The organism is Salinicoccus sp. HZC-1, assembly GCF_046736035.1.
GTDB lineage: Bacteria > Bacillota > Bacilli > Staphylococcales > Salinicoccaceae > Salinicoccus.
Genome location: NZ_CP177130.1, coordinates 726221 through 749242, shown reverse-complemented (window position 1 = coordinate 749242; position 23022 = coordinate 726221). Strand labels below are relative to the sequence as shown.

Genomic DNA, 23022 nt, shown 5'->3' with positions numbered 1-23022 from the left:
AAATATTGTAAGAATATTTCAATGAAAACGCCTCTGAATTAGTCGTAAAACTGCAATAATATTAATCTAGCGCATATTCAATCCATTGCTTCTTTCAATTCACTTAAGAATTGTTTGTTTTTTGCTAACTCATTATTTATTTGCTACAGCTGAATCTACGTTCTGATAAATCATTATCATAAAAACAGATACGAATCCACAGAAATTAAAAATATAATCGCTATAATAAACTCGTTAAAACCTTCTGCTAAATTCAGAGCATGAAGACTAAACAGTTAAATAAATCTCTATTACAGTCCTTTTGATTAATAAAAATCAATTAGTTTTTAAATTTTTAGCGCAGGATTACAGTGATAATACAGAACCTGGTGTTGAGAACACAATTAGTATCAAGCCCCGTAACACTACAAGATTTATTAAGATCAATTAATATAGGTAAGCTAATGTGTTCAAAGTCTACTTATACTATTTTCTAACCATCTAATTTCTCTTTCATGTCATAATCTAATTTTGTAATAATCAAGGTACCAATCTACAAAAGCGTCGACACCTTCTTGAATTTTAGTATCAGGTTTGAAATCGATATCTTCAAATAAATCTTCCACGTTTGCATATGTTTCTGGCACATCCCCTGCTTGCAGTTCCATATAATTTTTTTTAGCTATTCTTCCTACCCTTTTTTCTATTGCTTCAATAAATTCCATCAATTTTACAGGCGAATTATTACCAATATTATATATTTTATAAGGGGAATAGCTAGAGCTTGGATCTGGATTATCACCTGACCATTTGGGGTTTGGTATAGCAGGCTTTTCCACCAATCTTACTATTGACTCAACAATATCATTGACATAAGTAAAATCTCTCATCATATTTCCATGGTTATAAACATCAATAGATTCATTATTTACAATTGCTTTTGTAAACTTAAATAATGCCATATCTGGTCTTCCCCAAGGACCATAAACGGTAAAAAATCTCAATCCAGTTGTAGGAAGATCATATAAATGACTATAAGTATGAGCCATTAATTCATTGGATTTTTTAGTTGCGGCATAGAGACTCAAAGGATGATCTATGTTATCCGATGTAGAAAAAGGTTTAGTTGTATTAGCTCCATAAACTGAACTCGATGAAGCGTATATTAAATTTTCTACACTGTGATGTCTGCATCCTTCTAAAATATTTGTAAAACCATTTATATTACTTGTTATATATGCATGTGGATTTTCAAGACTATATCTCACACCAGCTTGCGCTGCCAAATTTATCACCACGTTAGGCTTTTCCTTTTCAAAAACAGACATTACTTTTTCTGAGTCCTCTAGATTAATATTATAGTTTTTGATTTGGTTTTTAAGTAATATACTTAATCTATCCTTTTTTAACTGTGTAGAATAATAATTATTCATGTTGTCGATTCCTATGACTTCATAATTATTATCCACCAGTCTTTTTGCCAAGTGAGATCCTATGAAACCTGCTGTGCCAGTAATTAATATTTTCATTTTTTTCCTCCTATATGTCTATAGTATTCTTGATATTGATGTATAATTTCAAGCAAGGAATACTCATTTTTAATTTTATTTCTAGATAATAAGCTTTTGTTTTTTAATATCTCTCTGTCCTCATAAATCATTTCAAGAATTTCAAATATTTCTTCTTTTTTAAAAATAGGAAAACCACTGGTTCCAATAATTTTATGACTATCTCCTGCATTTGTAGAGATGACTGGTATTCCGTAACTCATCGCCTCACCAACAACATTTGGAAATCCTTCGCTATCCGATGTCAATATAAATACATCTATTTCTTTATAAAATTCATCAATGTTTTTAATCTCTCCCATCAATTTCAGCTTATTTAATGGTATTCCTGTAAAATTCAAGTTTTCACTAAGATTTTTTCCCGCTAATACTAATTCAGTTTCTTTTTCAATAGAAAACTCTTTAAAAATGTCAATTATCAATTGTTGATTTTTAACCTTATGAAATCTACCCATATGACCAATTACTAAGGTATTGTTCTTAATGATTTTATTGTAATCTGGAATTTCAAAACCATTGGTAATTACAGTACTATTATTAAATATTAATCCTACTTTTAATCTTTCATTAAGTGCTGAGTTCGAAACAAATATATGCCCCTCAAAAATATTTAATAATTTATTATACCAAAAAATCATGAATTTATTACTATAACCGTTATAACCATTCCTAAAACTAGAAATAATTTTAATATCTGAGAATCCTTTTAAAAAAGGAACATAAAAATTAGCTTTCAACCATGTTTGAACAATATCCGGATCTAATTTTTTTAAATTTTTTTTTAATCGAGTAATTAATAATATTTTACTAAATATATTTTTTTTTGCTTTTAGGGCAATTATATTCGATTCTTTAATCTCGTAATGTTGTTCCATATCCAATAATGTAATGATTACATGTTCATTTTTATCATCGTATTCACTTATTTTACTAATCATCCTTTCAGCGCCACCACCAGCCAATGAAGGAGTAATATGTACAATCTTCATGTTAATTAATCAACTCCTTATAAAGTGCTGCATAAGAGTTCGCAATGCTTTTTAAATTATAATTTTTATTAATACCAGTGTATCCTTTTTTTATCATATCTGACTTTATCACTTCTTCAATTTCATCGACCAATTCAATTTTATTAGTTAGATCATTAACGTTTTCCTTTTCAAATAGTAAACCATTATTTTTATGTTCTATAATATCTTTATTTCCACCAACATTAGAAGCTATGATTAAACATTTATTTTTAATTGCTTCTAATAGAGCGTTAGAAATACCTTCATACCTTGAAGGTAAAATGAAAGTATTATGCTCGATTAAATATTCTTCAGTGTTATTTACATAACCAATATTAATAACACTACTATCTCTAATTTGAGAGTCAATATTTATTGAGCCTTTACCTATAATTATTAACCTGCTTTTATTTCTAAAACTTCTCGAAGTTTTATACCAAGATTTCAGTAAAATATCTATCCCTTTAATTTTTTCAAATCTTCCTGCATAACAAAAAACTTGATAATTTTTAGACATTTCTATAATATCTATATTTTTATTTTCAGATTCATTAAATTTTATACCATTATTAATTTTTACTATTTTCTTTTGTTCAAAACCCAATTTAAGCAAATCTTTTTGAATATCGTCACTTATAGCTATTACTTTATCAATATTTTTCTTTAGAAAATTCAACCTCCATCGAGCAAAGCCCCCCTTATCATACATATTTACAGCTTCGCAACCTAATGGGCTTCCTCCACCTGCTATCTTTGAGATAGATGGTTTTCTGAATATTCTTCCAAAAAGAGACGCTGAAAATCCTCCAAAACTAAGTGAGTGAGCATGAAAGATATCAATTTTCTTATGGTTTATTAATAAATAAAAGAAACAAGATATAAGGAAAGTTAGAGGTTTAAGTTTTCCTGGTCCAATAGCAGATAATCTAGTAATTTCCATCCCTTTATAATTTTCTTTTCTTTTTAGTCCTGAATAATGTCTAGTTATAATATTGATTTGATTGATTTCTTTATTTTTAAGTAATTCCTCAGATAATCTTTCTGCCTGTTTTTCTGCTCCTCCCATTAAAGGATAAAAACTATTTATGATCATTGTAATATTAATTTTTCACACTTCCTTTATTAATTTTAAAAGCTAATATAGATATTCCATAAGTTAAAAACAGTATAAAACTATTTAAAATTAAATTAATATAAATACGAAAATCTAAAATAGAGTTGAAATAATTTATTATCAGGAAAATAATTATTCCTATTGTAAATATTTTTATAATAAAGACGAATTGAGCCTTACAAATGATTCTCTTTATTTTAATGTTAAATAATACAGCAATTAATATTCCATTAACTAGTGTAGATATTGATGTTGCTAAAGCAATACCAATATATGACAAATAATAGCCTAAAATTAAATTTAATATGAAATTTAATAACAATGAATTTATAGAAATTAAAAATGGTATTAATCGATTATTAGCTGCATAAAAAGCTTTGGTAAATACTTCCTTGAAACTCCAAAATAATAATACAAAGGTATAAGCAATCAATGCATTTGAAATCATGACGACACCTGTAGGGTCAAAATCGCCTCTATTAAAAAGAATATCTACAATATATTCTGCATTTACTATGAAGAATATAACTACTGGTATTATAAATATTAATAACATCTCTGATTGTTTAACTACACTTTTATAAAACCTTTCTTTATCTTTTTTGAAATCTATAGAAAGATTAGTGAAGTATATATTCGTCACAATCATGAGTACTATAGTGATTGGTAAATTTTTCAAGATGTTTGCATAATGTAATGCAGAAATAGATCCAACTTCAAAAAATGACGCACAAAATTTGTCAATAATAACAGTAAGTTGAGAAATAGTGCCCCCGTAAATTATTAAACGATTCTCAATAAAGAAATGCGATAAACTTTTCAAATCAATTTTCAAATTTTTTTCTGATTTTACTGTTTTAAGTTCAAAACGAATTTTCATGTAAATATATTGCATTACAGAGCCAATAATAATCGCTATTGCCACTGCTGAGATTCCATAACTGTCATACATCACAAATAATATGATTATGAATATTGTATTGTTTATCAAACTTACAAATTGTTCACTACCATATACTTGCATCGATTGAAGAAACCCATTGTAAATATTTGCTAGACCAATAAAAATCAGGGATATTATAGAGTATTGCAAAAGACTAATAGATACTACTTTACTTTGACTATCTAATCCAGGGACTAATAAATTAATTATTAAACCAGGAAATAGGAAGATAAATAGAATGATAATCGATAGTATGATTACCATACTATTTCTGATGATTTTAAATTCATGTATAGCTTTCATTGGTTCTTCAAGATATTTTGCTGCAAAAAGAGGTCTGAAGGCTGTTTTAATTACAGTGTTAAATACTGAAAACAGGAGTAAAATCAAAGGTAGTACAACGAATATTGCATCTGTAATGTAATTGAAACCTATTTGATGTGTAATAACAATATCTCTAAGTAATCCTATCCCTTTTGCCATGGCCGCTAGAATAATGACAAAAATAATATTTTTTTTATTTTTCATTTTCTACTTCCTTTAAAGTACTGTTTTCAAATACTATAATAGTAAGAATAAGGTAGAAAACTAAATTAGTTAATAAATTATGTGTGAAGAATCCTGTCATTAAAATTATAGGAATTAAATAATAAGTAAACTTCAAATCTCTTATAATAGCTCTAATCCATGTTTTCAGTAGCCAAAAAAGTATTATCAAAAGTATGAAAAGCCCTACAACTCCAATTTCAGACAATATATGAATATATATATTATGCGAGGATAAAGAAAGTAAATTTTCAGATGTATTCCCTATTCCTATACCAAATAAAGATGTTGAAAAACTTTTTATTCCGAGTAATAACGCTTCTACTCTTAAATTTGAAAAATCATCAGTAAGTTTGAAACGAATTAAATAATCATCACCCAAATTAATTAAAATCATATAAGCAATCACTAAAATAAAAATGCTTAATGGCCATTTTAATCTGTTAGAAAAATATTTATCACCAAATAAAAACAATATTAATATGATTAAGCTCGTTAATATAGTTCCTCTAGATTGGCTAATTATTAATGTAATAATAAATAATGAGATGGCAATAAAGCTATAAAATTTTTGTTTTTTTATATAATTAAAAGCTATCGGAAGTAATAATAAAAGGTTTTGAGCTAATAAATTAGGGTTATCGTATATGCCTTCTGCTCTATAAAAGTAATTATCTGCTGTAACCATTGAATGACTGAAGATCCAGTCATTAATACTTATTAAACTAGTAAATATTAAGCTCAATATAGTTGTGAATTGAATATTTTTCATATTCGTGTTTGAGATATTACCTGCTAAAGCTAAAACAAAAATAAATGCACAAGAAAAATAATAAAACATATTTATAATATCAAAATAATCCCCATTTACACTTCCAAATATTAAATAGATACCAAAAAACCCACTTAACATAATAATTAGCTTGAAACTACTATACGTTAATTTATAATTAAAAAAAGATATAGAACATATTAAGAATATGACTGTTAATAACAATAAAGGTAATGGTAATTTTAAAGTATTAAAAATATAAACACCATTTCCTGAAATTATCATAAAAAATATAATATAATATATGGATTTAAAACTCTTAAAATATAATAATAAAATAATAAATAATAGACCGAGAGATAGATAATAGAATTCATTTATTATACATGAAAACACTATAGACAAAATAACAATTATTTTAATAAGCCTATCAAGAGTTTGTATCATTATTTCGACTCTTTCCTAAATTAGATAAAGATTTATATTTTTTCTTTTCTATCAGATTGGTTATTTCTCCCAAGTTGTACTCACTTCTTGTTCTTCCAATATAAATTTTTTCATAAATCTGCTCAGGATGAACTTCATTTTCATTTAGTAATTCTTCATATAATTTCTCACCAGGTCTGATCCCACTGAATTCTAAACCTATTTCTTCTTTTGAATAACCACTCAACTTAATCATATTCTTAGCCAAATCCACTATTTTTACTGGTTCTCCCATATCCAAAACAAATACTTCCCCACCTTTAGCTAAAGTTCCTGCTTGAATTACTAATCTCGAAGCTTCTGGGACAGTCATGAAATACCTTGTCATTCTTTCATCAGTTACAGTAATTGGACCACCTGCTTCTATCTGTTTTCTAAATTTAGGAATTACTGATCCTCGACTGCCAAGTACATTTCCAAATCTAACAGCTACCAACGTTGTATCCTTATATTCTCTATTCAACTCCTGAACTATCATTTCTGCCACTCTTTTCGTTGCTCCCATGACATTCGGTGGATTGACTGCTTTGTCCGTGGAAATGAGCACGAATTTTTCTGCTTTATACTCGCATGCTGCTTCTGCTGTATTTTTTGTACCAATTATATTGTTCTTTACTGCTTCTTTTGGATTAGACTCCATCAGTGGCACATGCTTATGAGCTGCAGCATGGTATACAATATTTGGCTTATATATTTCAAGGACTTCAAACATTCTTTCTCTATCCTGAACATCCGCAATGATAGGGATATACTCTATATTTATTTTTAGCAAAGAAATCTCTTCAAGAATATTATAAATACTATTTTCGCCATGTCCCAAAAGAATTATTTCACGTGGCTGAAATTTAGAAATTTGTCTTACAATCTCTGATCCAATACTTCCTCCAGCACCAGTAACAAGGATTGTTTTATCTCTAACCTGTTCTTCAATTCCTTCTGAGTCCAGTTTAACAGGCTCTCTTCCCAAGAGATCTTCTACCTCTACTTTTTTTAGTGAGTTGACTTCTACCCTACCAGACATAACATCATCAATATTCGGCATAGTTAAAACTTCAACACCTTCATGGTTAGCGGTAGAATGAATTTCGTTCAGCTCTGTTTTTGAAAGCGAGGGAATCGCGATTACCACTTTCTCAATACTATATTTCTCAATCAATCTTTGAATATCATCTCTTGTTCCTTCGACCTTCACTCTACCTGCCAGTTCCATCTTTTGTTTTGTCAAATCATCATCCACTGCGACAATCGGATTCATTTCCATAATTGGTGTGTCTATAATCTGTTTAATCAAGAGAAAGCCGCCTTTTCCTGCACCGACAATTAATGTTTTCTTATGTCTTAAATTTTTTGCATTTTTACCGATAATCTGTTTTCTCATCATTCTCCAGGAAAGCCTGGACCCTCCAATAAAAATCAAATGCATCATCCAAGTGATAAGCATCAGGCGAGTAAATGTCGTCTGAAATAAAAGCATGTTTAATATGTATGTAGTAACGATAGATGCAGTGACCGCCTGAGTAATCGAAATCAGTTCTCTCACACTCGCATATTCCCAAGCTCGATGATAAAGATTAAATATATAAGCGAATAAATGGTGACTGATTAGCAATATTAGTGCAGTAATAACAAGTGTCGGCCATGTATACTGTAGAAAAAATGGTGCCAGGATATAATATCCTGCAAACACTGAAAATGTAACAATTAATGAATCTACAAAAAGCAGGAGAAAATATCGTTTTTTCGCTCCCATAAACAACACACTTCTTTCCTTTAAAATAACCCAAAGAATTTCTTCTTCTTTTTAGCACCCTTATTTTTTGTTTCAATCTGCTTCGGCGACCTTACTTTGACCTCTTTGTTATTCAATATCGCCTCAGCATTTTGGTTCAAGTATTCCACATACTCTGCTCCTAGTCTCTCTTCGATAACCTGATATGCTTCTTTCAGCATGAATGGTCTCATCGTCGAATGGTGAGCATCACTCGCAACGACATGAACCAGATTATGTTCTATCATCTTCAAACTTGTTTCTTGCATTCCTTCCCCTAAAGCACCGCATACTGATCCTGCTGTAAGTTGCCCAATCGCACCTTTTTCTATCAACTCATACAGCTTATTCGGATCTTTAGCCATCGGCCGGCATCTTTCCGGATGGGCAATGACCGGCGTATAACCCTTCATTTGGAGATCAAAAAACAAGTTTTCTGCGTAACTCACAATTTCTGTAAAAGAAAATTCAACCAAAACATACTGTGTTTGATTGAGAGGAAGATTGACACCGGACTCAAGCTCATTCACCAAGTCACCATTGATTCTGATTTCCTGACCCGGATACAATTTGATGTCCAAATGATGTTTTTTAATGATGTAAGTTATCTCTTCCATTTTCTCCATTATTTTACTTTTAAGGTTAATGAAATCCCCACTATAGTGATGTGGGGTTACAATGATGTCGGTAATTCCATTTTCTATGGCCTGTTTCAGCAAGTTTGTCGCTTCTTCTTCACTTTGCGGTCCATCGTCAACACCGATCAGAACATGATTATGGATATCTATCATTATTTTTCATTCCCATAGTAGTAATAGTAGCTATCTTTGCTGTTCTTTAATTTCTTGTTGTTCATGACCACACCAATAAGGTTCGCATTAGCCTTTTCAAGCAGGTCCTTCGCATGTGTCAGACTGTCTCTATTGTTTGACTCTACGTTCGTCACTAAAATTGTTCCATCCACCACTTTGCTCAACAACTGTCCATCCGTCACTGCAAGTATTGGCGGAGAGTCCACAATTACCATGTCATACTGCATCGTTACGGTTTTGAAAAACTGAGCCATTTTGTTGGATGCAATCAATTCCGATGGATTCGGTGGCACCGGTCCGGATGTGACAACATCCAGATTCTCAATATCTGTTTCTCGGATAATACTCTCAAGCGGCATATCATTCACGATTGCGTTGGAAAGGCCTCTTTGATTGTTCAATTCAAATGTGTAATGTGTCGTCGGTCTTCTCAAATCCGCATCAAGCAGTAATGTTCTTTTCCCTGACTGCGCATAAGCAATCGCAACATTTGCTGCGGTTGTCGATTTACCCGCGCTCGGTGTGGCAGATGTAAACAATACTGATTTTATCGGTGTATCGACACTCGAATATGTGATATTCGTCCGGATTGTTCTGTACTGCTCACTAATCGGAGACTTTGGTTCTTTTGAAACAATCAAATCCCTTGGTCCCGATGTATAATTCAAATGCTTATTTTTTTTACCAAACATAGTATGTCCTCCTCCCTACTTATCGAATTTCGCCACTGTACCAAGTACAGGCAAATCAAGATATTTTTGCATTTCCTCTTCCGTTGTCACACGCTTATCCAAAAATGCTCTTAAGAATGCGATGCCGAGTCCGAGTAATGCACCGAGGATCAATCCGATTGCGATATTAATCAGAGGCTGCGGAGAAACCGGTGATGGATTTTCACCAATATCTGCCGGCGCAAGTATGGAGACGTTATCCACGCTCATCACATCTGCCACTTTCTCCTGGAAAACCGTTGCCACTTCATTGGCGATGATTTCTCCATTTTCTGCCACTTCATCCGTCACCGTCACTGTAACGACCTGGGACTGATCTTGGTTGCTCACTGCGATTTGATTTGATAATGCAGAAGTCGTCTGTTCAAGATCAAGGTTGGCTACCACATCGTCCAAAACTGTCGGACTTTTAATGATGTCCCTATATGTATTAATTAACTGCAGGCTTGCCTGTATGTTCTGGTTGTTCACTGCCGCGTCACTCTCCTGCGCCTGGCTGACCAGAATCTGTGTTTTCGCTTCATACTGTGGTGTCATTAAAAATGCAGTCGCAAATGCAGCGAGTGCCCCGAATAATAATGTAAGACTGATAATCATAATCAAGTTTCTCTTGATTACATCCAGAATGTCTTCCAGATTCAACGTCTCTTCCATGCGTCATCCTCCATGCTTATATAATTATGAATTACTATATGTAAGTGTAATACTATTGGATTATATCATTCTTAATACGTTAAATACATAGACATCTGCAAACATTTTGTTGCTTTTTATGAAATTACCATAATTTAAAACGTAGTCATATCGTATTCTTTTACACCTTTGAAGGATACTATAGTATTCAGAAATCTCCCATTACAAATCAGCATAGAATACCATAATATCAATGTTTATCTGGGATTTTCGTGATTAGAATCACTGCTTAAAATGCATATCTATGTGAAGCAAAACATAGTACTAATTTTCTTATAGTTTCAAGGTTTTAGCGAATTTATGAAACAAATAATTTACAATACTTTTACATAATATTAATAGTTTATTTACAACACAAAAAAGATTCCAGACTATGTATGCCTGAAATCTTTTGGATTGATGTTTTTATTAATCAGGAAACCGGTGATGACAAAAAACAGAATGACCGGTGAGAAGTATACGAACATAAACAGATAGCTGTATTCAAATATACCGATCATCAGGAATGCTGATACGAAGAGCGCAAGATTGAAAGTTTTTATCGAAACGATTGATATTAAAAATATCATTAACAATAATACTATAAACAATACAGCTGTTATGATGCCATATCTGCCCAGCGTGTCGAACAGGACATTATGGACATGCAGCAGTTCTGTAAAATCAACATAGTCATGCCCTTCCCCCAACCACTGCTTGTTATCATATACAGTTTTCCATGGTCCATATCTTCCGGATGTCAGTTCGTTCAGATCGATTCCTTTAGAGTTGATACTATCATTAATGAAGAAATTATATATCGGTTTAAAGAAAATGAGGATAGGTGCCATCAGTAACGCTCCCATGGTAATCAGGAATGTTTTCCTCTGCCTCCTATCCGTTTTATATAGATTGATATATGCAAACTGAACTACTGTAACGAACAGATACACCGCAATTGCGGTTCTGCTCGTTGTAATCAGAAGCAGTAATGCGAATGTTGGCAGTACATAAAACAACATCGTCTTATTTGTCTTCGGCATGAAGATCAGTCCTGCCGTATAGATCAGTACAAGTGTTGCGCCGGATTCGTTCAATGTGATGTCTGAAAGGAGCAGCGACGGCAGACTCAACAATGCCGCAGTCGTCATGTACAGAATCAGTTCCATGGGGATTTTATACAGGAACATCAGCGTCAGGAGTATCCAGACGATGGCCTCCGTCCACACGAAATGATCCGCTATGAGCATGCTGGCAAAAATAGAGATTACATACAAACCCCAAACGAAGAGGAATAAGACTTTTATTTTATTGAATGTGACTTGCGAGTTTTTATATAGATAAGCAATTATTCCCGCAAGAATCAGGATAGTGAACGGATCCATGTTTGATACTAGTCTCTGCATATTTTTGAAATCTATCATTACCAGATTGGTCAGTATGAAAATCAAAGTGAATATTAAAGTAAATATTAGGCCTTCATGACTTAAAATTTTCTGTCTCATCCATTGTATATCCATCGTCTCAACTCCTCCCATGTTAAGAAGTTATGATACCACGGCAGTTCGTAAAAAGCTTGTATATATATGTTATAGTATGATGAAACCATCGTGTCATTTTACTCCTCCACTTTGACAGAAGCCCGTCATTGTGGTTAAATGAGGGAATGTGAATTATTTTTCAAATGATGGTCTTTGCCCCAATTCCCCTATATGCCACGCTTCCCTCTTTTAATTGCCCTTGCCTCCCATCTGGGTTCAAAACTTTTTCGCAGTGCATCAAATACTTACTTACTGTTAATGAACACACTATAAATTCGGAGTTGATTGTTTGAGTAAAGGACAACAGGATTCTATCAAAATTGGTTTTGCCTACGTCGGGGTGGTCCTCGGTGCGGGCTTCTCAACAGGCCAGGAGATTTTACAGTTTTTCAGTAACTTTGGAACGATGAGTTATGCAGCAGTGTTGCTTTCTGCCCTCGTCATCATGTTTTTGGGACGGCAGGCGTCAAAACTCGGGAATGTGCTGGATGCGGAATCGCATCTTGAACCGATTAATGTATTATTCGGGGAACGGCTGGGCAAGATCGTCGACTATGTGCTGATATTCTTCCTGTATGGTGTAATGATCATCATGCTTGCCGGCGGCGGCTCTGCATTCGAGGAGAGCTTCGGGGTTCCAGCGTGGCTCGGTTCCCTGCTCATGATGTTTGCAGTGATGATTACACTATCGATGGGATTCGATAAGATTCTGACGGCACTGGGTATCGTAACGCCGTTCCTGATTGTGATCGTCGCAATTATTGCGATCTACAGCTTTTTCACGCCGACCGTTTCTTACAGTGAAATTAATGAGATTGCCGACCTCAGCAAGACGCCCACAGGCATATGGTGGCTCGAGGCATTGACGTACAGCGGCATCGTGCTCGCGATGGCGTTCAGTATTCTGTCCATCGTCGGTGCACAATCCACACATAAAATTGCACGGCGCGGCGGCATGTACGGTGGTGTGATTCTGCTCGTATTGATGATGCTGATGAATGCGGGGCTGGTTGCGAAGTTCGATGTGACAAGCCAGGCGGATCTGCCGACGCTGCTGCTCGCCTATGAGATTCATCCGATTCTGCATCTGTTATTGACGATTGTCATGCTGCTGATCATCTATAACACGGCTGTCGGCATGCTGTACCCGTTTCTGAGCCGCTTCTGGGTGCCTTACAGCCGGAAATACAAAGTGGCGTTGGTCATCGCTTTGATTGTCGGGTATATACTCAGCCTTGTCGGATTCGTCGACCTGGTGAACCTTGTCTATCCATTGCTTGGCTATGTCGGTATTCTGATGGGCATCATGCTGACGGTCAGATGGATACAGAATAAGTTTACGAAGAAAAAATTGATGTAGAGTATGCGTGGTTGCCTCCGTCTTAGAGATGCGTTTCTAGGACGGAGGTTTTTGTATAGAGGCAAATGATATCGTTTCGAATGGTGTTATGGGTGGTACCATAGACTAAAGGGGTTAAGGAGACTGCCATGGCTATTACAGAAAACAATTTAAAAGAATATCTGAACCGTCCTTACAATGTAATCGTCAAATCTGTACAAGATAAAGCAGAACATTATTACGCTGCCAGAGTATTAGAGTTCGATGGCTGTATCGCAACTGGAGAAACTCAGGAAGAAGCCCATAAAGCCATTTATGAAGTATTGGAAGGATTTATCGAGAGTATGCTCGAGGATGGCGAGACTATTCCAGATCCCATTGGAGATGAGCAGTATAGCGGAAACCTAAGAATACGCATGCCAAAAAGTCTGCATAGGAATCTCAGTCAGGCTGCTAAGTTAGAAGGCGTTTCTTTAAATCAATATCTGATTAATAAGCTGAGTAAATGAGTGGAAATTAGTTAAGTTATCTCCACTGATCAATACATTGAGGAAGTGATTAACTATAGGGACGATAAACGATTATGTGACTCTGAATTATAAGTTGAATGTCATGCCTAAACAGGATGTTGATGCTTCTGAATATTTTGTTGCCTACTTCGAAGAGCTAAAAGGTCTTGAAGGTATAGGTGATACATTGGAAGAATCTATCGAGGATTTAAATGCAGCTAAAGAAACCTGGTTTGAAAAGATGCTTGGGAATAGGTTTAAGATTCCTCTGCCGAAGTAATGAAGAGCACCAACCATCGAATAATTTAAAATAAAATTGTTTAGGTATATCGATAAACACTCCCCCTGTAAGTTAGATTGAAAAACTAACCTATAGGGGGAGTGTCTGTTTTCGGCAACTTACCCGGCCTTTATACTTAAACACATAAGAACGGTTTTCTATTCGTCACTCTTCAATCTGTTTATTGCGTTTTCGTATACTTCTTTATCCGACCGCTTCCCTGTCGCAATCACTTCGATGTTCTCTTCAGCTTCTGTAAACACAATACGTAAACCCAATCGCTTATTTTTCAGTTTCCTGCAATGTTTCAGCTGACCATGCAGTGGCTGCTCTGCATCCATACCACGCTCTTTAATCCGTTTCAAACCTTTGGTTACGAATATCTTCTGACTGCTATCCAGTTTGTCATACTCCTTTTAGGAAAACTGATTCAATACAATCCCGTACATTATTCCCAACCGTCATTTTCGTCTGCTTTGACATCGTTCAAATCAAAGCTGATCACATCATTTACAGGGATCGTTTCACGGTTGTTATCTGCTAAGCGTTCTCTTACAGTGAGTTCATCAATCTTATCGTATAGACTTTCCATTTCGTTATATATAGATTCATATTGATTCCTGGTCAGGACAACCCCTACCACTTGATTCCTATTGAGGATATAGATACCATTGTTACTTTCTTTTGCCCTCTCAAATATACGCATCGGCGAACGTTTAATATCAGAAACAGATTTCATAGGTACATTCATGATTTTCATATACTCATCTCCATATCATCTAATGCATTTATTACAGCATTTTTTAGAGACTTTTAACAGTGGTATTAATAGTATATTGTGCGTCAAACGAAGCATGATTGATATGAATTTTCACCGGCGGTGAACACCCCTCCGGCGTCATTTTAATATGGCAGGGCGTGTCACCTTTTGTTAAGGATCATTTATATTTGGTAAATTTTCTTTCTTTATATAACTATAGTATTTTAATTATATTACATTTATGTTACATTTCGAAAATCCGTCACAATCTTTGTTAGTATATGATTTGTTATAGTAATTTGAAAACTGAAAATAGTTCAACATTAAACAAAAAGATCTGGGGGACAATACCATCTATGAAAAAATTAGTTACTGCATTAACGGCAACAGCGGCAATTTCAGCATACGCGTTATCTAATGATGCATCAGCAGCAAGTTATACAATCAAGGCCGGAGACTCCCTTTGGAAAATCGGAAATGATCATAACCTGACGGTAGATCAGCTAAAGTCGTACAACACTCTCACTTCAGATTTAATTTTAGTGAATCAGAAACTTGAACTAGGCGAAACCGAAAACGAAGCAGCCACTACATATAAAGTAAAGGCTGGAGATACTCTATGGGGCATTTCTCTAAGACACAACGTTACAGTAGATGAGTTGAAGGAATGGAATAATCTATCTTCCGACCTTATCCTGGTCAACCAGGAGCTGACTATCGGAAACGGCGAGAAAGAAGCCGCTCCTGAGCAGGAAACAGCACCGGTTGAAGTTGAAGAGCAAACGGATGTTGAAGAGCCAGAAGCCGATGAAGCATCTGCGGCAGTCGAAGAGACAGAAACGGTTGAAACGAATGCCGACTCATATACAGTCAAGCCCGGAGATACATTAAGCGGTGTTGCCAGCCAATATGGCATGAGCTACCGTACATTGATGGAAATCAACAATATTACAAGCCATATCATCTATCCGGCACAAGTATTGAATGTCAATGCTGACACGGCTGTGGAAGAAGTTGAGGAAGAACCGGCGGTTGAAGCTCCGGTAGTTGAAACTGAGCCGGCTGAAGTCGAAGAGACAGAGCCTGTTGCAGAAGCGCAGGAAGTTGTCGAAGAGGCACCTGCAGTTGAAGAGGAAGTTCAGGAAGACGTCGTTGAAGAACAGCCTGCAGCTGAAGAAACTGTAGAACAGGCGCCTGTTGTAGAAGAAGCTACTGAGGAAGTTGTGGAAGCTGAACCGGTTGTCGAGGAAGAGACTGCAGAAGAGGTAACTGAAGAAGCCGTTCAAGAAGAAGTTACTCAGGAACAAGCACCTGCTGCCGAGGAAGAGGCTACAACGGAAGAATCTACTGAAGAAATTGCTCCTGTTGAAGAAAGCGTCGAAGAAGAAGTGACTGAGGAAGCAGTTGCGGTCGAAGAAAACGTTCAAGAGGAAGCCACTGAAGAAACAGCACCTCCTGCCGAAGAGGAAGAGGAAACTGTTGAACAAGAACCGGCAGTTCAAGAAGAATCTACTGAGGAAGTTGTCCAAGAAGAAGTTACTCCTGCAGAGGAAAGTATCGAAGAGGAAGTTACTGAAGAGACAGCTCCAGTTGAAGAGAGTATTGAAGAAGAAGATACTGAAAAGACGACTCCTGTTGAAGAAGAAGTAACTCAAGAGGCACCTCCAGTTGAAGACACCAACACTGAAGAGCAGGAAGCATCTGAGGCAGCAGCACAGAAAGAAGCCGAGGAACAAGCAGCGGCTGAACGTCAGGCAGCTCAAGAAGCTGCGGCACAGAAAGAAGCCGAGGAGCAACAGGCTGCGGCTGAACGCCAGGCAGCTCAAGAAGCTGAGGCACAGAAAGAGGCTGAAGAACAGGCAGCGGCTGAACGTCAGGCTGCTCAAGAAGCTGCGGCACAGAGAGAAGCCGAGGAACAGGCAGCAGCTGAACGTCAGGCAGCTCAAGAAGCTGCAGCACAGAAAGAAGCCGAGGAACAGGCAGCGGCTGAACGTCAGGCTGCTCAAGAAGCTGCGGCACAGAAAGAAGCCGAGGAACAGGCGGCAGCTGAACGTCAGGCCGCTGAACAAGCTGAAGCACAGAGGAAAGAAGCAGAAGAACAGGCGTCGGCTGAACGCCAGGCAGCTCAAGAAGCTGAAGCACAGAAAGAAGACGAAAAACAGGCTGCGGCTGAACGCCAGGCAGCTCAAGAAGCTGCGGCGCAGAAAGAAGCCGAGGAACAGGCGGCTGCTGAACGTCAGGCGGCTCAAGAAGCTGAAGCCGAACGCCAAGCGGCTGCAGAGGCAGAAGCGCAAAGAATCGCTGAAGAAAAAGCAGCAGAACAGGCAGCGGCGGAGAAAGCGGCAGCTGAAAAGGAAAAAGCACAAGCACCTGCCCCTTCCAATGGATCTGCTTCATACGGTACGAACTGGTACACTGACGGTGATTGCACATGGTATGCATTTGAGCGCCGTAAGCAGATGGGCAAACCTGTCGGCAATTCCTGGGGCAATGCTTCCAACTGGGCAAGTGCTGCCAGAAGCCAGGGTCTGTCAGTAAACAACTCCCCTTCTGTCGGAGCAATCATCCAATCCAATGCATGGACGAATAATGCATGGGGTGCAGGACACGCTGGTGTTGTTGAAAAGGTCAATGCTGACGGATCAATACTGATTTCAGAAATGAACTGGAGCGGCGGTCCGGGTCAAAAGACAATGAGAACAATCAATGCATATGAAGTACCGAAACATAACTTCATCCACTAATATCAGACATATTTAAAGGGATTCACGATTGTGAATCCCTTTTTGTTCGGTTTATTTTTCAATTTAATGAATCTACTGATGCCATAAAACTGACGACGTCCATATCTAGAGTTATGTAGACACCGTTGAAGATGGCCATGTCCATAAAGAGCATTATCTGGACTTCGTAAGACGGACGATGTCCGGATAACGTCCTCTATTACAAAAAAATACAGCAGGGATTATCTCCCTGCTGCATCCTTGTATAAAGTGCTTACCAGCTTTTCTGTTGCTCTGCCGTCTGCGTATTTGTTCCATGTTTCATCGAAAAGCAGGACTTTCTCCAGTCTGTACTCTTCAGTTTTGATGATGTCGATCATCTCTGTAGATGAATATACGACAGGACCCGGTACGAACGTTTCGTAATCGAACCATATGCCGCGTGTGTCCTTATACTCTTCCAGATCATACGGATAGAATATCATCGGTTTACCGAGTATTGAGAATTCGAACGGAATCGATGAATAATCCGTAACAAGAATGTCTGTAACTGCGAGCAGTTCAAAAATGTCCTGTCCCTGTGATACATCGGTGACGAATTCACTGTCCCACTTGCCATCGAATTTGACGGCGGGATGGAGTCTCAGCAGAAGATGATAGTCTTCTGATAAACTATTCTCGAGGTTTTTGATGTTCAGGCGGATTTCATCGACTTTAAGATGCCCTTCCCTGAATGTCGGTGCATACAGTATGACCTGCTTGTCCTTAAGCTGGGGCATCTGCCTGTGAAGTTTATCCATCGCCCTGTCCATCTTTGCTTCATTGAAGAAGAAGTCTGTCCGCGGCATGCCTGTTTTGAGTAGGTTTTCATCGCCGAGGTCGAATGCCTCTTCGAAGATCCAGCCCATATCATCCGAACTGACAACCACTTTATGAAATTTGCTGTATACCTGCTTAAAACGCTTCTGTGCGGATGCCGTCCGTTCGGTCGTCGCCTTATCTTTGAATCCGAATAATTTGACCGCACCGTCTGCGTGCCACAGCTGGACACATGTCGTTTCTTTTTTGAAATCACATGAAGCCAGCACGACCTGATAGTTGTCGACGAATACATGTTCCGCGGTCGCCAGGTGATAGATTCCCCTGATGGTGCCGGGGATGTTCACCGGTATGAAACGGATGGTGTTTTTGTCATCTGCATTTCTGAATGTGTAATTGCACTTGGAATCTTTCAATAAAACAATTTTGGATGAAGTACGCGCATGTACTTCATCCAAAACATATTGAATATTATCGCCGAATGATGCAATCATCACCGTCTTTTTCTGCACCGGGAACACTCTGCAAATATTGAAGATCAGTCCGGTAATTGCCAGATACAGATTGATTGCCGCTTCTCTAACCATGTTTACTGGAAAGCTCTTGCTTGGTCTTTGTTGTGGATACCCCTTCTGTTCTGGAAAGGTAGACGACTTCACAGTATTCTTTCAGGAAGTCGAACTCGCCTTCCCAGTCATCGCCCATGACGAATACGTCGATATCATATTTTTGTACGTCTTTAACTTTCTGACCCCAGTCGTGTTCCGGGATGACTTCATCGACATATTTGATTGCTTCAAGAATCATCTTTCTGTCTTCATATGAGTAGTATGCCTCTTTATGTTTTATTCTGTTAAATTCATCGGATGATACGGCAACGATTAGATAATCCCCACGTTCTTTCGCACGGCGCAGGATGTTGATGTGTCCCATATGAATGAGATCGAATGTGCCATAAGTGATTACTTTTTTCATTGATTTCATTTTTCTTACTTTTTCCATAGTAGTCCCTCCCAATATACCTCTGGTATAATGTCTTTGGATACGTGTATAATTGTAAAGATAAGGTTAATCTTTTGTAAAGATTATTAATTATTATAACATAATTTCATTAAAAGTATAAATTTTAGGTGTGATTTTCATGAGAATATTAAAGAAAACAGCGTTTTTCGTCTATAAAAAACTGTTCGCACTATGCGGCAGAACAGTAAAAAAGGACCATTCATTGATCATGTTCGAAAGTTTCCTCGGCAAACAGTACAGCGACAATCCGAGGGCTTTATATGAGTATATGACCAACCATCATCCGGAGTACACGCTGCTGTGGAGCGCAGACAGGCAGTCTTCCCGGATTTTCGAGGACGAAAACATTCCCCATGTCAAAAGATTCTCGCTTCCCTGGATGATACATATGAACAGGGCGGCGCTCTGGATCACCAACAGCCGCCTGCCACTGTGGATACCGAAGCCTCGGGGTACAACATATTTGCAGACCTGGCATGGTACCCCCCTTAAGAAATTGGGTACAGATATAGAGACCGTCCATATGCCGGGCACGGATACCGGGAGTTATAAAAAGAATTTTACAAAGGAAGCGTCCAAGTGGGACTATCTCATTTCCCCCAACCGCTATTCCACGGATATTTTCAGGCGGGCATTCGATTTTAATGAGGCAGTGCTTGAAACCGGCTATCCGCGGAACGATTTCCTGTTTAATAATAGTGATGATGAAGCAGCACAGAATATAAAGCAGGCACTCGGTCTGCCGCCGGATAAGAAAATCATCCTCTACGCACCAACGTGGCGGGATGACAGCTTCCATGCCAGAGGCAAATATAAATTCGACCTGCAGTTTGATACCGAAAAGATGTACAAAGAATTATCCGGGGAGTATATTATCATTTTGAGGATGCACTACCTGGTTGCTGAAAATCTCGACTTAAGTCAGTATAATGGATTCCTGTATGACTTCTCGAAATACGGAGACATCCGGGATCTGTATGTGATCTCTGACATGCTCGTCACCGACTACTCGTCCGTGTTCTTCGACTATGCGAACCTGCGTCGTCCGATGATCTTCTATACTTATGACATCGATTCATACCGGGATAAACTGCGCGGCTTCTACTTCGATTTTGAAGCGAATGCGCCGGGTCCGCTCGTCAAGACGACGGACCGTCTGATTCAGGAAATTAAAACCGGTGACCGGGAAGCGTTCAATGAAAAGTATGACACGGCATCGTTCCGCGAGCGCTTCTGTTATCTCGAGGATGGCAAGGCATCACAGCGCGTCATGGAGGATCTCATTTGTCATTTAAAAAATAAAATTGTATAATTCAACAACGATGAATGGAATGGTTGTGAGTAAAGAATGAAATCCTTATGGATTGTACTGCAGGAACAATTTAAAAACTTCTATCTGATAAGAAGGATGTCCCTGTATGATATGAAAAGCAAAAACCAAAATAACTATCTCGGTATTGTGTGGGAAGTCCTCACACCGGTAATCACCATCATGATCTACTGGTTCGTGTTCGGCACACTGCGGCAGCGGGCACCGATTGAAATGAACGGGACGGAAGTTCCGTTCTTCTACTGGCTCGCCATCGGCTTTATCGTGTGGACCTTCTTCTTCCAGGGCAGCATCGAAGCATCGAAGTCCATATACAGACGGCTGAAGATGTTATCCAAGATGAGCTTCCCGCTCAGTGCCATACCGAACATAACGATATTTTCAAAATTTTATACGCACATTATTATGCTTTTCCTGGCGTTTGTTGTATTCCAGGCGGCAGGGTATTACATTAATATCTACTACCTGCAGCTCATTTATTTTGTGGCCGGTACTTACGCACTTGTATTTTCGTTTTCATTGATTACATCCACATTATCAACACTCGTGCGTGATGTGCATCTGCTGCTGAATTCACTGCTGCGCATGCTGCTTTACGTCTCAGGCGTCCTGTGGCCGCTGTCACTGTTGTCTGATTTTCCGCTGATTTTGAAAATTATGCAGCTGAATCCGCTGCTTTACTTGATTGAAGGCTATCGTTCCGTCTTCTTCGGCACCGAGTGGTATCTGGTGACGCATTGGGAACATACGCTTTACTTCTGGGGGGTCGTCTTCCTCATGATGCTGGTCGGATCGACGCTGCACGTGAAGTTCAGACGGAATTTCATTGATTATCTATAAGAGGGGTTAGGCATGACAAAAGCAATTATAGCGAGAAATGTCGCAAAAAAATATAAAGTGTATGACAGCCAGAAAGAGCGCATTTTGGACCTCGTCACTCCCAAGACCCACGGTCGGGAATTCTATGCTTTGAACGGTGTGAACTTCGAAGCTGAAAAAGGGGATGTCGTCGGTTTCATCGGCATCAACGGTTCCGGAAAATCGACACTGTCCAACATTCTGGCCGGTATCGTCCCGGAATCCGAGGGCAACGTACAGGTCAACGGCCAGACGGCACTGATTGCGGTCGCAGCGGGGTTGAATGAAGACCTCACGGGCCGTGACAACATCGAACTCAAGTGTCTGATGCTCGGCTTTTCAAAAGAGGAGATCAAAGCATTGGAGCCGGATATCGTCGAGTTCTCCGAACTGGAAAACTTCATCGATATGCCGGTCAAATCTTATTCCAGCGGAATGAAATCCCGTCTGGGATTTGCCATCAGCGTCAATATCGACCCGGATGTCCTCATCATCGATGAAGCATTATCGGTAGGTGACAAGGCATTCGCCGAGAAGAGTCTGAAGAAAATGATGGAATTCAAAGACCAGGGCAAGACGATGATCTTCGTCAGCCACTCCGTCGGACAGATGAAACGTTTCTGTGATAAGATCCTCTGGCTCGAGTTCGGCCGGGTGAAAGCATTCGGCGAAGTGAAGGATATCCTGCCGCTGTATGAATCGTTCCTGTCCAAATGGCGTTCCATGACGAAAGAGGAACGGAATGACTACCGCCAGAAAGTGATGGACCGGGATCCGGCCGAGGCCGAATATAAACAGTTCGGCAACCTGATGCTGCTGGATGACGATGAAGTGCTGGAACAATCACACACCTACTCCATCCGTCCGGTCAGCCGGCTCGCCCATCTGAAAGGCGATGCGACGGATATTTTTGAAGCGCCGAACAGTGATACAGTCACAGCGAGTGCCTATAAATACAAAAAACGGGTATATTATGTCAAACGGGAAGCAACTTACCACTTTGAGAACTTCTATCTGCTCAGTACGCAACCGAGCGGTGAGGACGGTGTCATCGGCTGGATCAGGGCTGAAGAGACATCTTCCCACGCGCTGACGTTTATAGATGCCGATAAAAAGGAATTCATCCTGAACGACACCGGATTCGCCGCAACGGAACCCTGGGGCGGCCCGAACCAGTACGTCCATGAAACACTGGAGCACCATGCAGGGATGAAATTCCATGTCGATCAGACCGTACTTGTCGGCAATAACGTATGGTACAGAGGCTTAATTGACGGGGAGGATACTCTCGTTTGGACCCATATGGACAATGTCACCGAAGATGAAACAGCAGACAGACAGAATTTATAAGAGCCATGGGGGTTCATTCCCAAAAAATAGCATTAAATGATGAATCAGATGAACGGTTAAATTATTTTTTAACGTTTCACGGAAAAGAG

Annotated in this window: 20 protein-coding genes and 1 pseudogene; 7 read left to right on the top strand and 14 right to left on the bottom strand. The window is 38.2% G+C overall.

Translation table 11 applies throughout. The annotated features are described in order from the left end of the window. Window positions 1-497 precede the first annotated feature (497 nt). The 10 genes from ACKRAT_RS03765 to ACKRAT_RS03720 form a co-directional block, all read right to left on the bottom strand. Window positions 498-1508, bottom strand: coding sequence for an NAD-dependent epimerase (locus tag ACKRAT_RS03765; RefSeq protein WP_411843767.1), 1011 nt, complete (start codon window positions 1506-1508; stop codon window positions 498-500). After that, window positions 1505-2536 (bottom strand): glycosyltransferase, encoded by a 1032-nt coding sequence (locus tag ACKRAT_RS03760; protein ID WP_411843766.1) that lies wholly within the window; start codon window positions 2534-2536, stop codon window positions 1505-1507. Before ACKRAT_RS03760 ends, ACKRAT_RS03765 begins: the two co-directional genes overlap by 4 nt. 1 nt (window position 2537) lies before the next feature. After that, the gene (locus tag ACKRAT_RS03755; RefSeq protein ID WP_411843765.1) at window positions 2538-3623 is read right to left on the bottom strand and encodes a glycosyltransferase; all 1086 of its coding nucleotides are present in this window, start codon (window positions 3621-3623) and stop codon (window positions 2538-2540) included. 34 nt (window positions 3624-3657) lie between these two features. After that, window positions 3658-5142 (bottom strand): murein biosynthesis integral membrane protein MurJ, encoded by a 1485-nt coding sequence (gene murJ / locus ACKRAT_RS03750; protein ID WP_411843764.1) that lies wholly within the window; start codon window positions 5140-5142, stop codon window positions 3658-3660. Further along, on the bottom strand, window positions 5132-6073 hold the full coding sequence (locus ACKRAT_RS03745) for an O-antigen ligase family protein (RefSeq protein ID WP_411843763.1): 942 nt from the start codon (window positions 6071-6073) through the stop codon (window positions 5132-5134). Before ACKRAT_RS03745 ends, murJ begins: the two co-directional genes overlap by 11 nt. Window positions 6074-6362: 289 nt before the next feature. Beyond that, window positions 6363-8168 (bottom strand): polysaccharide biosynthesis protein, encoded by a 1806-nt coding sequence (locus ACKRAT_RS03740; protein WP_411843762.1) that lies wholly within the window; start codon window positions 8166-8168, stop codon window positions 6363-6365. A gap of 20 nt (window positions 8169-8188) precedes the next feature. Further along, on the bottom strand, window positions 8189-8977 hold the full coding sequence (locus ACKRAT_RS03735) for a tyrosine-protein phosphatase (RefSeq protein WP_411843761.1): 789 nt from the start codon (window positions 8975-8977) through the stop codon (window positions 8189-8191). Then, window positions 8977-9690: a CpsD/CapB family tyrosine-protein kinase gene (locus ACKRAT_RS03730; protein ID WP_411843760.1), complete on the bottom strand. Its 714-nt coding sequence runs from the start codon at window positions 9688-9690 to the stop codon at window positions 8977-8979. The genes ACKRAT_RS03735 and ACKRAT_RS03730 overlap by 1 nt, the downstream gene beginning before the upstream one ends. Window positions 9691-9705: 15 nt before the next feature. Continuing rightward, the gene (locus ACKRAT_RS03725; RefSeq protein WP_411843759.1) at window positions 9706-10383 is read right to left on the bottom strand and encodes a YveK family protein; all 678 of its coding nucleotides are present in this window, start codon (window positions 10381-10383) and stop codon (window positions 9706-9708) included. A 410-nt stretch (window positions 10384-10793) separates the two neighbouring features. Continuing rightward, entirely contained in the window at window positions 10794-11921 is a 1128-nt protein-coding gene (locus tag ACKRAT_RS03720; protein WP_411843758.1) for an O-antigen ligase domain-containing protein, read from the bottom strand. Window positions 11922-12231: 310 nt separating this feature from the next. Here ACKRAT_RS03720 and ACKRAT_RS03715 point away from each other — a divergent pair, with 310 nt between their 5' ends. The 3 genes from ACKRAT_RS03715 (at window position 12232) to ACKRAT_RS03705 (ending at window position 14070) form a co-directional block, all read left to right on the top strand. Further along, window positions 12232-13302, top strand: a complete 1071-nt coding sequence (locus ACKRAT_RS03715; RefSeq protein WP_411843757.1) for a hypothetical protein — start codon at window positions 12232-12234, stop codon at window positions 13300-13302. A gap of 128 nt (window positions 13303-13430) precedes the next feature. Beyond that, window positions 13431-13790 (top strand): toxin-antitoxin system HicB family antitoxin, encoded by a 360-nt coding sequence (locus ACKRAT_RS03710; RefSeq protein ID WP_411843756.1) that lies wholly within the window; start codon window positions 13431-13433, stop codon window positions 13788-13790. A 103-nt stretch (window positions 13791-13893) separates the two neighbouring features. After that, a complete protein-coding gene (locus tag ACKRAT_RS03705; protein WP_411843755.1) occupies window positions 13894-14070 on the top strand; it encodes a type II toxin-antitoxin system HicB family antitoxin in 177 nt (58 codons plus the stop codon). Between the two features lie 158 nt (window positions 14071-14228). On the opposite strand, the gene ACKRAT_RS03700 is transcribed toward ACKRAT_RS03705, so the two are convergent. Next, window positions 14229-14411, bottom strand: coding sequence for a hypothetical protein (locus ACKRAT_RS03700; RefSeq protein ID WP_411843754.1), 183 nt, complete (start codon window positions 14409-14411; stop codon window positions 14229-14231). A 107-nt stretch (window positions 14412-14518) separates the two neighbouring features. After that, complete coding sequence (locus tag ACKRAT_RS03695; RefSeq protein WP_411843753.1) at window positions 14519-14830, bottom strand: hypothetical protein; 312 nt, start codon at window positions 14828-14830, stop codon at window positions 14519-14521. A 356-nt stretch (window positions 14831-15186) separates the two neighbouring features. Between ACKRAT_RS03695 and ACKRAT_RS03690 the strand changes: the two genes are divergently transcribed. Further along, window positions 15187-17574, top strand: coding sequence for a LysM peptidoglycan-binding domain-containing protein (locus ACKRAT_RS03690; RefSeq protein ID WP_411843752.1), 2388 nt, complete (start codon window positions 15187-15189; stop codon window positions 17572-17574). Between the two features lie 221 nt (window positions 17575-17795). Here the strand turns inward: ACKRAT_RS03690 and ACKRAT_RS03685 are convergent, their stop codons facing one another. Together ACKRAT_RS03685 and tagD are read right to left on the bottom strand one after the other, a co-directional pair. Further along, the gene (locus ACKRAT_RS03685; RefSeq protein WP_411843751.1) at window positions 17796-18959 is read right to left on the bottom strand and encodes a CDP-glycerol glycerophosphotransferase family protein; all 1164 of its coding nucleotides are present in this window, start codon (window positions 18957-18959) and stop codon (window positions 17796-17798) included. Beyond that, complete coding sequence (gene tagD / locus ACKRAT_RS03680; RefSeq protein WP_411844406.1) at window positions 18952-19347, bottom strand: glycerol-3-phosphate cytidylyltransferase; 396 nt, start codon at window positions 19345-19347, stop codon at window positions 18952-18954. Before tagD ends, ACKRAT_RS03685 begins: the two co-directional genes overlap by 8 nt. A gap of 199 nt (window positions 19348-19546) precedes the next feature. Between tagD and ACKRAT_RS03675 the strand changes: the two are divergent. From ACKRAT_RS03675 to tagH, 3 genes and pseudogenes are all read left to right on the top strand, one after another. After that, window positions 19547-20707 (top strand): annotated as a pseudogene (locus tag ACKRAT_RS03675) (CDP-glycerol glycerophosphotransferase family protein); the annotation flags it as partial. A gap of 36 nt (window positions 20708-20743) precedes the next feature. Further along, on the top strand, window positions 20744-21565 hold the full coding sequence (locus tag ACKRAT_RS03670) for an ABC transporter permease (protein ID WP_411843750.1): 822 nt from the start codon (window positions 20744-20746) through the stop codon (window positions 21563-21565). 12 nt (window positions 21566-21577) lie between these two features. Beyond that, window positions 21578-22933 carry a teichoic acids export ABC transporter ATP-binding subunit TagH gene (gene tagH / locus ACKRAT_RS03665; RefSeq protein ID WP_411843749.1) on the top strand — a complete coding sequence of 452 codons (1356 nt, stop codon included), beginning with the start codon at window positions 21578-21580 and terminating at the stop codon, window positions 22931-22933. Window positions 22934-23022: the final 89 nt, after the last annotated feature.